At 43.6% G+C, this 15,038-nt stretch carries 8 protein-coding genes; 2 read left to right on the forward strand and 6 right to left on the reverse strand.

The window, feature by feature from the left end; translation table 11 throughout:
- The 4 genes from ACE1CD_RS15225 to ACE1CD_RS15240 form a co-directional block, all read right to left on the reverse strand.
- Positions 1-5,265: AAA family ATPase (locus ACE1CD_RS15225; RefSeq protein WP_374825202.1), on the reverse strand; the 5,265-nt coding region annotated here is incomplete at its 3' end.
- A 722-nt stretch (positions 5,266-5,987) separates the two neighbouring features.
- Positions 5,988-11,462 carry an AAA family ATPase gene (locus ACE1CD_RS15230; RefSeq protein WP_374825204.1) on the reverse strand — a complete coding sequence of 1,825 codons (5,475 nt, stop codon included), beginning with the start codon at positions 11,460-11,462 and terminating at the stop codon, positions 5,988-5,990.
- Positions 11,463-11,540: 78 nt separating this feature from the next.
- Positions 11,541-11,612 carry a hypothetical protein gene (locus ACE1CD_RS15235; RefSeq protein WP_374795687.1) on the reverse strand — a complete coding sequence of 24 codons (72 nt, stop codon included), beginning with the start codon at positions 11,610-11,612 and terminating at the stop codon, positions 11,541-11,543.
- Positions 11,591-12,106 carry a protein kinase gene (locus tag ACE1CD_RS15240; RefSeq protein ID WP_374795683.1) on the reverse strand — a complete coding sequence of 172 codons (516 nt, stop codon included), beginning with the start codon at positions 12,104-12,106 and terminating at the stop codon, positions 11,591-11,593. The genes ACE1CD_RS15235 and ACE1CD_RS15240 overlap by 22 nt, the downstream gene beginning before the upstream one ends.
- A gap of 210 nt (positions 12,107-12,316) precedes the next feature.
- On the opposite strand from ACE1CD_RS15240, the gene ACE1CD_RS15245 reads away from it, so the two are divergent.
- Together ACE1CD_RS15245 and ACE1CD_RS15250 are read left to right on the forward strand one after the other, a co-directional pair.
- A complete protein-coding gene (locus ACE1CD_RS15245; protein ID WP_374795682.1) occupies positions 12,317-12,880 on the forward strand; it encodes a J domain-containing protein in 564 nt (187 codons plus the stop codon).
- Positions 12,881-12,961: 81 nt separating this feature from the next.
- Positions 12,962-13,234, forward strand: a complete 273-nt coding sequence (locus ACE1CD_RS15250; RefSeq protein WP_374795681.1) for a DUF3143 domain-containing protein — start codon at positions 12,962-12,964, stop codon at positions 13,232-13,234.
- 59 nt (positions 13,235-13,293) lie between these two features.
- On the opposite strand, the gene ACE1CD_RS15255 is transcribed toward ACE1CD_RS15250, so the two are convergent.
- Positions 13,294-14,046, reverse strand: a complete 753-nt coding sequence (locus ACE1CD_RS15255) for an isoprenyl transferase (protein ID WP_374795680.1) — start codon at positions 14,044-14,046, stop codon at positions 13,294-13,296.
- On the reverse strand, positions 14,043-14,951 hold the full coding sequence (cdaA, locus tag ACE1CD_RS15260) for a diadenylate cyclase CdaA (protein WP_374795679.1): 909 nt from the start codon (positions 14,949-14,951) through the stop codon (positions 14,043-14,045). Before cdaA ends, ACE1CD_RS15255 begins: the two co-directional genes overlap by 4 nt.
- Between the last annotated feature and the right edge of the window lie 87 nt (positions 14,952-15,038).

A 15,038-nucleotide genomic window follows, 5' to 3' on the forward strand; every position in this document is an offset into this window, starting at 1 on the left:
GCCTTTACCATTATCGGCAATCCGAATCTCTACCTGGTTATCTACTAAGGATGTTTGAATGCTAATTTGATTGGGGTTTGCCTTAATCTCTGCAAAAGTGCGTCCCAGATTTGATTCCTCTAAAGCATCGATCGCATTAGCCAAGATATTCATAAATACTTGATTAAGCTGTCCCGCATAGCATTCCACTTCGGGGAGAGCGCCATAGTCTTTAATCACTTGAATTTCCGGGCGAAATTCATTAGCTTTCAGACGATGTTTGAGGATTAATATAGTGCTATTAATCCCATCATGGATATTACAAGCTACAGGATAATCGCTATCAGCACGAGAAAAATTTCTGAGACTCACGCTAATGTCTTGAATCCGCTTCACACCTTCTCGCATCGATTCAACTAACTTGGGTAAGTCTTCTCGAATATAGTCAAGTTCAATGGTTTCTATTTCCTCTTGAATCTCTGGATGTAGTTGGGGATATTTTTGTTGCACTAAATCGAGCAATTCAAACAAATCGTTGATGTAATCTAAGGCTGGGGTAATATTGCCAGTAAGGAAGCCAACAGGGTTATTAATTTCGTGAGCCACCCCTGCAACTAAATTACCCAAAGCCGACATCTTTTCGCTTTGAATCATTTGCAATTGGCTTTGCTGCAAGTCATGTAAGGCTCGCTCTAGCTGGTGAGCATAAGCTTGCGATCGCTCGTAAAGTCCGGCATTTTCTAGGGAGATAGCAGCTTGAGTACAAAGTAAAGTTAGGAGTTCAACGCGATCGCTGGTAAATGCACCTGTGGTTAAATTATTCTCCAGATATAAAATACCCATTAACTTACCCTGATGCAAAATCGGGCTGCACAAGATGCTCTGAGGCTGTTGGCGCACAATATACGGGTCATTCGCTAAAATCGGATCTGCTGTTGCATCAATCAACACAACAGTTTGATTACTGTGCTTGACTTTGTAAATGAGTTTGTGGGGGATATCTTGACTCTCTTCAACTCGAAGGTTCTGCAACACAACTGGCTGTGTTTCCTGAGTAATTGAGCCTTTAATTAGCAAGTGACTGTCTTGCAACAGCATTAATACACATTTATCAGCCCCAGCATTTTCAATGACGATTCTCAGTAACGATGCCAGCAGTTTTTCGAGTTCGATTTCACTTGAGATAGTTTGAAAAGCTTTGAGAATCGCTTTTAAATCTAGGGTATCTGAGACACTACTGCTGGAAGTTGCGGAACTGGTGGAGGTGACAGTCCCCAAGGTAAAGATAGTTTCATTAGTAGAAATAACAGAACGGCTTTGCTGTAATATGGGGGCGAGTAATTGCCGATAGCGTTTTTCTAAGTCTGCGACTTTGGCTTTGGCTCCCCAACGGGCATAACCGTAGTAAGCTTCAATCAGATATTCCCCAGCTATGCGCTGTTTGCCCCACTCCAGGTAAAACTTTGCTGCTAGTTCGTTGGCTAAGGCTTGTTCGTTGATGAACTGATGTTCTTGAGCAAGACTGATGGCTCGATCGTAACATTCACTAGCTGCGGCTTTTTCACCTAAAACTCGATGACGTTCAGCTTCCACGAGATACCATTTATGCAAATGATTCATTGGGGCATTTTGCGCCCATTGATAGAGAGTAGTTTGATGAGTTACGGCACTAGCAAGTAGCTCGGCTTGTTCTAATTCTGGTTGGCTGGGGTAGATTGCTAGATGAGTGAGGGCGGCATAAAAATGGAAAATCGGAATAAAAACCGATCCTGATACTCCCATCAAATAGGACTTGCCTTGGATGATGTAGTCCACAGCGGCTTGATAATTGCCAAAGTAGCAAGCAAGCAGCAGTTTGTAGGTGTAGACCATAGCGATCGAGGTAAGATCGTTATCCTGGTGGTGCTTTGGCAGCATCACCGTTTCATCGTAGATAGTGCCAGTTAAGCAATCGGGTTGGCTCACCGTTTCTCTCAAATGCAAGAGCGTTTGCAACACCATATCCGAATAAGTATGTGCGGATTCTTGTTTGATCTGAGCTAGGAAAGCATTGTAAGCAGTCAATTCTGATGACAACACCTCCACCTCTACACCCGCGAAAAACGCACTATAAGCGTAACCTGCTATGTCGTAGCCCGCGTAGAGAAAATCGCCTGTTTCTATGCCACTGGTGTAGCCACCTTTGAACGTCGGTAGCGTTGCCAAAAGCGCTTGCTGGTGATGTTGGATGGAAGCTCCAAACAAGTTTAGAGTGACGGACTTCATGTCCCGAGCATTCAACTTCTCCAGCAACAACAGCGCTAATCGCCCAAACTCGTAGCCTGTTTTGACTTCGCCGAAAAAGGCACACAGCACCATGCCATGCAGTGCATATCCTACCGTTGAGGCGGGGGCATTGCCAAAGGAGAGCGATAACTTCACCATCGTTGCGCTCAATAGGGGCAGTAACCCTGGCATTCCCAGCAACACGGGTGCATACAACATTCCTAATATTTGCATCGCAGCGATTGCAGTGCGATCGCTCATTTTGGGTAAATTAACTAGGGCAGATGGATTTTTGCTGCCCTCAAGGCTGGCAAGCTCTTCTAGTACTTTGGCGATTTGGGCTTCATCTGCTGTACTGGGGAAATCCACCCCTAGTTGACTCAGTGCAGCTCTTCCGATTGCGATCGCCTCTAATATTTGGCTCTGGGCCATTTGGGCCGCGATTTGAATTTCGGAGATTTTCACTTTGTCGAAAATTGTCTGTGCTTGCTGCAATACCAATGCGGCAAGCTGTTCCATACCCTCAAAATCACCATTTAAATAAGCAACTTCCGCCCCCGTCACATACAGATTCAAAGTCAATTCATACTGATGTTGCCAGCAGTTTGTTTGGAGTAGCTTTAGCCCCGTTTGCAAATAAACTCTGGCGGCGGCGTAAGCTGTGGAATTTTTCGCCTTGACTCCTGCTTGCAAATTCAGTTTTGCTAATGCCTCGCGTTCCTGTGGTTGAGTAATTAACTCAATTGCTAAATTCAAATGCCCCACAATATCAAACAGTTTTTCTTCAAGTTCTGGCTCGGATAAATTTTCTCGCAGTAACTGTCCGATTTGGAAATGAGTTGCTGTTTTTTGGTCGTCAGGAATTAGAGAATAAGCCGCTTGTTGGACGCGATCGTGCAAAAATCTGTAAGCGCAGTTAAAGGTATTGTGTTCGGCAACTTCTGAACTGAGCTTCGAGGGTTGATAAAATTTATAGATTTCACTAATCGGTAGAATTAATCCTTCTTGCAGTGCTTTCCACAAATCTACTCCAAGCTCTGAGAGTGAGCGTTCACAGACAATCGCCAAGGTTTCTAAATCAAATTGTGCGCCAATACAGGCAGCCAGTTTGAGGACATTTTGAGTTTCATCGGGCAACTTTTGCAATTGAAGAGCCATGAACTGCACGACATCATCAGTGAGCGCCAGTGTTTTTACTACTGCAATATCGCACTGCCACCCCCCTTCTCTTCCCCCCTTAGCAAGGAGGGACTGAGGGGGGTCAAAGGTAATGTATCCATCCTCATGCAAAGCTTTGATAAATTGGGTGGCAAAGAAGGGATTGCCTTTGGTTTTTTGATAGACTAACTCTGTCAGTGGTAGTGCTGTGATTAGCGAACAACTGAGGGTGTCAGCTACCAAATCATTAATATGGGTTTGACTCAAAGGATTTAAAGTCAGGGTATTGACAATTGCTGAAGCTTTTTCAATCTCCTCTAGCATCAACATCAAAGGATGTGCTTTTGAAACTTCGTTATCTCGATAAGCTCCGATGATGAACAGATACCCGACTTCGCTTTGACTCATCAACACCTGTATTAAGTTGAGTGAAGCGGAATCTGCCCACTGCAAGTCATCTATGAAAATGACTAACGGATGTTCGACTGTCGCAAACACGGCGATGAATTTGCTAAATAACAAGTTGAAGCGGTTTAAAGCTGCACTCCCAGAGAGTTCAGCAGCAGGTGGTTGTTTGCCAATAATTTGTTCGAGTTCGGGAATCACATCTATTAAAACTTGCCCATTTTCACCAACAGCCTCTAAGATTTTCTGTTTCCACTGCGTTAGCTGAGTATCGCTTTCACTTAATAGTTGTGACATCAAGTCGCGAAAAGACTGCACAAAAGCACTCAAAGGAATGTTGCGCTTGAATTGGTCGTATTTGCCTTTGATGAAGTAGCCACGTTGCCTGACAATCGGTTTATGTACTTCGTTAATAACTGCGGTTTTCCCAATCCCAGAAAACCCAGCCACCAGCATCATTTCTGTTGCGCCTTGGCTGACTCGATTCTCCTTCGGAGACGCTACGCGATCGAATGCTTGGAGGAGGATTTCTACTTCGGTTTCTCTACCATAGAGTTTATCGGGGATGATGAAGCGATCGCACAAATCTCTTTGTGCAATAGTAAAAGCTTCAATACAACCTTTTGTTTGCAATTGCTGCCAGCATTGTTCTAGATCCCATTTCAGTCCTAATGCGCTTTGATAGCGGTCTTCGGCATTTTTTGCCATCAATTTCGAGACGATTTCTGATAGAACAGCCGGAATATCTGGATTGATTTCATGCACTAACTTGGGCTGTTTAGCAATGTGACAATGCACCAACTCCATCGGCTCGTTTGATTGAAACGGTAACTCTCCCGTCAGGATTTCGTAAAAAGTTATACCTAATGAATAAAAATCTGTTCGATAATCAATGCCCCGATTCATTCTGCCAGTTTGTTCGGGAGAAATATATGCTAATGTGCCTTCGAGTACATTGGGGTTTAAGAGAGTTTGGGTTTCTCTGGGTAACAATGATGCAATACTAAAGTCAATTAATTTAACTTCTTTGGTTTGGGGATTAATCAAAATGTTGCTAGGTTTGATATCTTTGTGAATTACTCGTTCTCGGTACAATAAATCTATGGCATCGCACAGAACTAGAGCGAGCGACAAAAATTCTGGCAGCAATTGGGGTGGTAATTTTTCTCGTAATTTGAAATAATTCGATAAGGCAACTCCGCCGAAATCTTCCATTACCAAAGCATAACCATTTTGATAAGTTTCTAAACTATAGGTTTGGATAATTAACGGTGAATTGAGATTTTTGGCGAGCGTATACTGATTGCGGAATTGCACTAATTCGCTGAAACTAGGATAGAAATTTTTCATTAGTTTGATCGCCACGGGTAGCGAGTCCGCCTCGCGTTCACCACGATAAACTAAAGTTCTCGAACCGTTATATAGTTCTGTCTTGAGTTGATATCCAGTCAGATTCATAATGATTTCCCTGTTACTTACTTGTTTGGTTGTTTGGCTTGAAGTTGTTACTGATTTGAGAAGATAGCTATGGTTAAATTGGCAGTCGGATGCAGAACTGAGTTCCGCGACCAACAGTTGACTAAACTTCGATACTCCTCTGATATTTTTCGACTACAATTATTTTTCTTTCTCCATGTCAAGGAGATCGAGTGTGCGGAGTATTATTGCTCGATCGCCTATACGTTATTCCGGCTATATCGAGCGCGAAATAAGATTATTTTATTAAAGTTTAATCGCAGTAAATTATGGATTACAGTTGATGTTTCAGTATTTTTGGATTCTGCCAATAACCAATATAGGAGAGTAAAATTGCCTAGACAAATTTCTTCTGTTAAAAAATATTTGTCTAACAATTTATGAAGATAAATTAACATTTCTTTCTTGATTACCTGGATGAATAACTATTATACAAAAGTTTGGTGAAAAAGTAGTGAATTTAGCTGTTTTATACCAAATCCGGGTTTGCTACCCCCTTTAATCTTTGGTCATTTTATTGTAAGGACAATTCATGAATTGTCCCTACAGCATTTCGGCATAACGGAACGGGGGTCATAGAAGCGGATTTGGTATTATAGCGGATTGCAGGCAAACAATTTACATCAAAACTTAATGGTTGAATAGTTATTGAGTTATTTAATGTCGATTTAAATTATGCTCACATTTATTTACCTGCACCTAATTTAAGCATTTTTAGTTTTAATTGGCAGATAAATTATAAATTCAGTACCTTCTCCTGACTGAGAAGAACAATCGAGCGAACCGCCATGTTTTTCTACTACGATTTGACGCGCGATCGCCAATCCCAATCCCGTCCCTTTCCCCACGGATTTAGTAGTAAATAGATGGTCGAAAATCTGGCTTTTAACTTCCTCTGACATTCCCCGACCATTATCAGCGATCGCGATTTTTACCCGCTCTTTTTCAGCAGATGTGGTAATTGTAATCAGGTTAGGTTTGGCTTTAATTTCTGCAAAGCTTCGACCGATATTTGATTCATCTATAGCATCAATAGCATTAGCTATAATATTTATAAAAACCTGATTTAATTGTCCGGGAAAACACTCGATCTGAGGTAAATCGCCATAGTTGGTCATCACTTTAATTGCCGGACGTTGCTCGTTTGCTTTCAGACGATGTTTGAGAATTAAAATCGTGCTATCAATACCTTCATGAACGTTAAATGGTACTTTGTAATCTTTGTCAGAGCGCGAGAAAATGCGGAGTGAAGTGCTAATGTTGCGGAGGCGATCGCAACCCAATTGCATCGAATCAATTATTTTAGTTACGTCTTCAATCAGATATTCTAGATCGATCTCTTTTGCATGGTCGGCAATTTCGGTAGCAGATGCTTGGTTGCGATACAAATTTAAATGTTCCACTAAGTCTCGCACCGAGGATTTAGTTTCGTTCAAATTGCCGGAAATAAAGCCGACTGGGTTATTAATTTCATGTGCGACACCAGCAACTAAGTTGCCTAATGCTGACATTTTTTCGCTTTGAATCATTTGCAATTGGGTTTGCTGCAAGTCATGTAAAGCTTGTTCTAGCTGTTGGGAATATTGCTGCGATCGCTCGTACAGTCCCGCATTTTCTAGAGAAATAGCAGCTTGAGCGCACAGTAAGTTTAGTAGTTGCACTCGTTCCTCAGTAAACGCCCCCATTGCTAAATTATTTTCTAGATACAAAACTCCCAACAACTTCCCTTGATGTAAAATCGGACTACACAAAATACTCTTGGTTTGTTGTTGCTGAATATATGGTTCACTAATTAATTGCGGATGAATTTTAGCATCAGAAATCACCACGGGTTTTAAGGAGCGTTTCACGGTATTAATCAACCCAACTGGGATGTCGATCAACTCTTCAACTGGCTGTCGAGTAGTCAAGATGGAAAACCGATCGACCTCGGAATTTTCATCGTTATTTAGCTCTAGTTTGGCTAATCCCCGCACCAGTAAATTACCGGATTCGGAAAGCATTAATACGCACTTATCAGCCCCCGCGTTTTCGATCGCGATCGCCAGCAATGATGAAAGTAGTTTTTCCAGTTCGATTTCACCTGAGATAGTTTGAGAAGCTTTGAGAATGGTAGCTAAATCGAGAGAATCAGAGAGGCTGCTAGAGGAACTGGTGGAAGTTACCTTTGTCGTTGCAAAGACAGTTTCGTTAACGGAGAGGGTAGAACGCTTCTGCTGAAGGATGGGTGTCAGCAGTTGTGCGTAGCGAGTTTCCAGATCGGCAACCTTAGCTTTAGCGCCCCATCGGGTATAGCCGTAGTAAGCTTCAATCATGTATTCTCTCGCAATCCGCTGTTTGTCCCAGTCGAGGTAGAACTTGGCAGCGAGTTCGTTGGCTAAAGCTTCTTCTTGGATGTAGCCGTTAGCTTTGGCTTGAGCGATCGCGCGATCGTAATAGTTAATTGCTTCGGCTTTGTTACCTAGCACTTGCTCTTTTTGTGCTTCGACTAAAAGAAATTTGTGCGAAAAATTCATCGGCGCACTATCTACCCACTTCTTCAGCTTTTGCTGGTTGTTTGCGACTCGATTTAAAAAGTCTTCTTTTTCAGCATCTGGTACAGATGGATAGATGGCTAAGTGAGCCAAAGAATCATAGAAATAAAATAGTAAAACTGAAAAACTTCCTTGCAGTCGCTCTAAATACTGTTCGGCTTTCAAAGCGTTTTCTCTGGCTTGTTGATAGTCTTCAAATAAACAACAAATAATTACTTTGTTAATGTAAAAATAACCAATTCCAACTCGATCGCTGGTTTCTTCCTGCCGTAATAAAGATGTTTCTTCGTTATAAAACTCCCCTTGAAAAGAGCAGGGATTTTCTGAGATATTCAACAAATTTGAGACTGCTTGTTGCGTGATTTTATGCCAACCTAAAGAAATTTCTTGTTCGAGCCGAGTTAGAGCGTCATTAATACGTGCCATATCAGGTGCTATGATGCCTAATTCTTTTCCCATAAAATAGGCGTGTTCGTATTTAACCATTGCCGCATAGCCAGCCTGTTCAAAATTGCCACCTTCCAGTCCGCTTTCGTAACCTTCCCGAAGAATTGGTAATGTTTCGCTCAGGTGAACTTTGCCGTAAATCGCACAGGCTCCTACCAAATGGAATACAAATGCTTTGATATCGGGAGCATTGAATTGTTTCGCTATACCGAGAGCTAACCTGCCGAATTTATAGCCCGAATCAATATCCTGAAATACTGCATTTAACAGCAAACCATGAAAAGCAAAACCCGAACTAGAAAAGGGTGAATTACCATAGTCGAGCAATAAATTCATCAATTCACATACAACTAACGGTAACAATGTAGGAGCAGCTTGATAGGTAGGAGTAAACATAATTGTTAACATCCTGGCAGCTGCTAGCTTTTCGACATCTGTCATTAACGGGAGGTCGAGTAAATCCTCGATTTTCTTACCCTCTAATTTGGTTGCCGTGTGAGTGAGTGCTTGCTGAATATTTGATGGCTCGGCGGATTCAGGTAAACTCACCCCCAATAGTTCTAGAGCTTCTAATCCAATTTTGACGGCTTCTAGATTTTTAATTTGCGCCATATAAGCTTGGATTTTGACAGCATAAACTTTCATTTTCTCAACGGTATTTTTCGCTTGTTTGAGAACGATATCTGCCCATCGCTCCATCCCGGCAAAATCACCGTTGAGGTAAGCGGTTTCCGCTGCTAGATCGTGTAGTTCTAGAGTGAGGTTGTAGTGTGTTTGCCAGCCTGAGTTCTCTTCAACGTTGGGGAAATTTAGCAAGCTAATACCTGTCGTGGCATACTGATACGAGGCTGCATAAGCTGTGGCGGCTCTGGCTTTGCGTGCTGCTTGCAAATTGAGTTCGATTAGTTGGATTTTTTGCGATGGTTCGACAATTAAGGATTTACCGATATTAAGTTGATTGACAATTTCAAACAAATCTTCGTCTAATTCTGCGCTGGCTCTATTGTTTAGTAGCAGTTGCCCAATTTTTAAGTGCGTTGTCTGTTTTCGATCGTCTAAAATTAGCGCATAAGCGGCTTGTTGAACGCGATCGTGCAGAAAACGATAAGAAATCGAAGGTAATTCTGTAACTTGCGTTTGGGTCTTTTCCCCTGGCTGGAAAAACTTGTATACTTCTGTAATCGGTAAAATCAAGCCTTCTTGCAGTGCTTTCCACAAATCTGCTGCCGTTTCGGTTTGAGATTTTTCATTGACGATCGCTAAAGTATTTAAATCAAAAGAGTTACCGATACAAGCTGCTAATTTCAAAATATTTTGAGTTTCCGAGGGCAATTTCAAAAGTTGCTGCGCCATGAATTCTACAACATCATCTGTAAGGGAAAGCGATCGCACTGCGGTCATGTCGCACTGCCAGTATGCCACTTGCGAATTAAAGGTAATATAGCCTTCCTCGTGTAAGGATTTGAGAAATTGGGCGGTAAAAAAGGGATTGCCCTGAGTTTTTTGATAGACCAATTCTGCCAGCGGCTGTGCTAGTTCGATCGCACAACTTAAAGTATCAGCAATCAGATAATTGATATCCGATCGGCTCAAGGGTGCCAGAGTTAAAGTATCGATCGTAGCGCCAGTTTTTTTAATCTCTTCTAAGGTCAAAATCAGGGGATGGGCGGGAAAAACTTCGTTATCCCGATAAGCGCCGATAATAAATAGATAACCGCGATCGCCTTCACTCATCAGCAACTCGATCAGGTTAAGGGAAGCTGAATCTGCCCACTGCAAGTCATCGAGGAAGATCGTCAGCGGATGCTCTAGGGTAGCGAATAAGCTAATAAATTTCTGAAACAGCAAGTTGAAGCGATTCTGGGCGGCATGGCTGGAAAGTTCGGGTACGGGCGGTTGTTTACCGATAATTTGTTCGAGTTCTGGCATCACCTCGATTAGGACTTGCCCGTTTTGACCTAAAGCCGATAAAATCTTCTCTTTCCATACTTGCAGTTGCTCGTCGGTTTCACTGAGCAGTTGTGCCATTAAATCCCGAAAGGCTTGCACGAAAGCCCAAAAGGGAATGTTGCGGTTGAACTGCTCGTATTTGCCTTTAATGAAGTAGCCATTCCAACGCACGATCGGTTTGTGAACTTCGTTGACGACGGCAGTTTTACCAATACCGGAAAAACCCGCCACCAGCATTAGCTCCAAGGCTCCATTAGCAACCCTACCAAAAGTTTCCAGTAGCGTCTGTACTTCTCGTTCCCGTCCGTAGAGTTTTTCGGGAATGGCAAAGCGATCGCTGAAATCTCGCTCTCCTAACTCGAACCAAGTATACTGACCTGTAGCTTGCGACTCCTGCTGGCATTTGAGCAAGTCATGCTTCAATCCGATCGCGCTTTGATAGCGATCTTCCGCATTCTTTGCCATCAGTTTGCGGATGATTTCACCTAACATCAGGGGGATATCTGTTCTGATATCGCAGGCGGAGGGAGGCTGTTTGGCAATATGACAATGCACCAACTCCATCGGATCGTTAGTTGGAAACGGCAGTTGTCCGGTTAACAGTTCGTAGAATGTCACTCCCAACGAATAGAAATCGCTGCGATAATCAATAGCTCGATTCATCCGTCCCGTTTGTTCTGGAGAAAGATAAGCGAGAGTACCTTCCAATACATTGGGGTTTTGAATTTCTTGAGTTTCTCTGGGTAGTAAAGATGCGATGCTGAAGTCAATTAGTTTGATTTGTTGGGTTTCGGGATGAATGAGGATGTTTGCAGGTTTGATATCTTTGTGAATGATGCGTTCTTGATAGAGAATGTCTAAGGTATCGCATAGCGCGATCGCGACCTCTAAAAAATCTTGCAAAGATGGTGCATTTTTCCTTTTCAAAGCCCATTCTTTTAAAGAAATACCCCCAAAGTCTTCCATGACTAATACGTAGCCATTTTGATAGGGTTCTAGGCTATAAGTTTGAATGATTCCCGGTTGATGCAGGTTTTTAGCAATTGTATACTGATTGCTAAACTTCACTAGGTCGCTGAAGGTGGGGTACTCGTTTTTCAGTAGTTTGAGGACGACAGGCAATTGGTCTAAGGTACGGATAGCTCGATAAACTAAAGTACGACTTCCGGAATAAATGGTTTCCAAAATTTGATAGTTCGGGATTTGAATGTATGCGTGAGGATTGCTGTTTTTGTTAGAGTTATTCATGGCCATTGTTTTTTATGGTTACTGTGCTACGAGTCGTTGGCTAAATAACTATGTATGGTTTCTAGAATAAAATTAACTTTATTGTTCGGCTTTAATGGGTAAAGTGATGATAAATTCTGTTCCTTCTCCTAGTCGAGAATTGACGTGAATGGAACCGCTATGCTTTTCGACGATTTGACGGGCGATCGCCATAGGATGTTGGCTGACTTAATATCTTTGTGAATGATTCGCTTGCAGTAGAGTCCGTTGAGAATTTCACTTAACTGGAAAGCAACTGTCAAAAACTCATTTAATTCAATGTCATAAGTTTGGACGTATTCTTTCAGCGAAATACCGCCAAAATCCTCCATCACTAGGGCATAGCTGTTACGGTAAAACTCCAAACTATAAGGTTCGACGACTCCAAGTTGACGTAAATTTTTGGCAATGGTATACTGATTGCAAAATTGCAACAATTCGTTAAAGGTAGGATAATTTCGACGCAAAATTTTGATGACAACAGGCTGCCGTCGGCGCTTCGCCGAGCCGTCTTCGGCATCGGCTTCTCGGATGGCTCGGTAAACAAGGGTTCTCGAACCGGAGTAAAGTTGCTCGATCACACGGTATCCGGCAATTGTACTGGTTAACTCTACACCTGCATTCATCTGCTTATCCGATCTCAGATATGAACCTCTATAAATCAATATACCCAGTCTAAGGATGAGAGAAAATTTGCCTCACAGTCATCCTTTGATAGGCAATTTAATCCTAAATTCAGTTCCTTAACTCGGTCGCAGATGCTCTCATACAACCTGTGTCCGCGACCTAGTTAAAATAGTTAAGATGCTTTGAGAACTAGGGAGAGGGAAGCTCAGGTGACAAGCAACAGAGCAACTCACAACCAAGAGAATCGTCAGTTTTCAACTAGAATACCCCTAAGTTCTAGTTATTACGCCCTGCTGGGGCTACATCCTTCTGCATCCGCAGTAGAAATCCGGCGAGCGTATCGAGAACTGAGCAAACGCTACCATCCCGATACTACAGAACTGCCAGAAGCGATCGCCACTACCAAATTCCAACAACTCAACGAAGCCTACGCCACCCTCAGTAACCCAGAGCGACGCTTACACTACGATACTAAAATCGGCTATTCCCGCGTCACCGTCATTCAACCACCCGCAGACCTCAACCGACCCGTTTCCGACAAAGGATACGAATCTTCCTCCGCTTATCTCGACCCCACAGACAGACCCCTCTCCCCCGGCGAAATATTTGCACTATTTATCATGCTGGTTACCTTTGTGGGATGTCTGCTATTAGCGATCGCCATCGGACTGACCCAACCCGTATCGCCGTCGAATCAAACTGTACAACAGCAAGTCAGTCCCAGTAACCCCACAACTGAGAAATCGATCCGATCGCCAGAATTGAAAATTTGACAATTCCGTGCAACTCCAAACATAGGAGTAAGCTCCCACTAAGTCGGAGTACCGACTATATTGAGGGTAGTTCACTTGCACATGACTATGCTTCCAGCCGATACCCCTTTGTATAACCATCCCCTCCCAGAAATTGAACAATGGCTAAGAGATCGGGGATGCGAACAAGACCGCAACGAACTGCATTGCTGGCGAGTCGAGCGATCGACCTGGAAAGCCGAACTGTGTCTAGATATAGATCAACTGACCGTGCGTTACATAGAAGCAGCAGAAAACGGTAAAGACATCCTACGCGCCTTCAAATACTCCCTCACTCGTCGCGATATTGAAGCAGCGGTTTTCTCTGGCCCCTAATCCGATTTTTAGATTGTAGATTTTAGATATAATTTAAATCTAAAATCTGCAATCAGAAATCATTTCACCTTCCCAAAACGACGATCGCGTTTTTGATAATCGCACAAAGCTCGATGAAACTCCGCTCGGTCAAAATCAGGCCACAAAGTTTCAGTAATATAAATTTCCCCATAAGCCATTTGCCAGAGCAGAAAATTGCTAATCCGCATTTCCCCACTCGTGCGAATCAATAAATCCGGGTCGCAAATGCCTGAAGTATAAAGATACTTTTGAAATAACGCTTCATCAATTTGTTCCGGTTGCAGGAGACCTTGTTGCACCTGATGCGCGATCGCCCGAGCTGCCTGTACAATTTCCTGGCGTCCACCGTAATTAGTAGCTACAGTAAACTTAATACCTTGATTGTCCTTAGTCTCGTTCATCGATCGCTCAATCTCTGCTTGGAGCGATCGAGGCAGAGCATTCAAATTACCCACAAACCGAATTTGAACATTCTCCTCCATCATCTCCCGCAGCTCCTGCCGCAACACCCGCTCAAACAGAGTCATCAAAAAATCAACTTCCTCCAGCGGGCGTCCCCAATTCTCTGTAGAAAAAGCGTAGGCAGTCAGCGCTTCCACGCCCCAATCCCTACAACAGCGCAATAAATCCTTAAGCGCATCAACCCCCCGGCGATGGCCCACGATCCGAGGTAGCCCCTGTCGCTTAGCCCACCGACCATTTCCATCCATAATCACCGCAACGTGCCTGGGCAATCGTTCTCGGTCTAGATCGGCAGGCAGTTCTTGTAAGAGAGTTTGCTTAGCAGTCATTTTTTTTCTCTAGAAGCCGATGATGGCAGACGGAGTAAACGCGAGACCAGCTGAGCCCTAGAACCGATCTGACGGCCTAAAGTTCGCAGATTTGGAGCCACAACTCTCTCATCGCTCGATGAAGAGAATCGCGCCTCCAGCAGTTCCTTCAGTTTGCTGCTGGTCAAAGGTCTATTTAGAGTACCCCTTTCGGCTAGCGAAATAGAGCCCGTTTCTTCAGATACAACAATACACAAGCAGTTTTCGACGCGCTCGGTAATTCCCATTGCCGCCCGGTGGCGCGTACCCAGTTGCCGCGAAGCCGTGCGTTCCGAAAGCGGCAGAATCACCCCAGCCGCCATAATCCGAGAACCGCCAATCAAAACCGCCCCATCGTGCAATAGGGTAGTCGTCTGGAAAATAGTTTGCAAAAGTTCTTTCGACACTTCCGCATCGAGTTTTACACCCGGAACAGAAAAATCTCGTTCGTCGATCGGACTGCTGGTTTCCATCACAATTAGCGCACCGATACGGTTTTGCGAAAGTTCCTTAACCGCATCGACAATTTCATCGATCACGCTATCTGCCTGAGCCGTAGTTCTCCCGGAGGAGTGAAACAGCTGCGCGATTTCCCCCCGACCTAATTGTTCGAGAAATCGACGAAATTCGGACTGGAAGATCACAGCCATCGCCACAGCAGAGCCCACCACCAACTTTTCCAGCACAAAATTCAACAGAGCCAGCTTCAGACTGTTACTCACAGCCGTTGCCAGCATAAGGACAATAAATCCCCTAACTACCCAAAGGGTGCGTCGCTCACCAATGATGACAAGCACCACATAAGTGAGAGCTAGAACCAAACCGACATCAAGCAAGGAATGAGTCCAGCTTAGGTTTGTCAGCAGTCGCTCAAGCGCATCTCCCATTAGATTTGCTAATCGTTAGTGGTTAGTAGGGGCGGGTTTCTCAATCTGCCCGTACAGCTATTGCTAGGGGCAGGGAAAGCTTTCCCC

This window comes from Aerosakkonema sp. BLCC-F183, assembly GCF_041929145.1.
Taxonomy (GTDB): Bacteria; Cyanobacteriota; Cyanobacteriia; order Cyanobacteriales; family Aerosakkonemataceae; genus Aerosakkonema.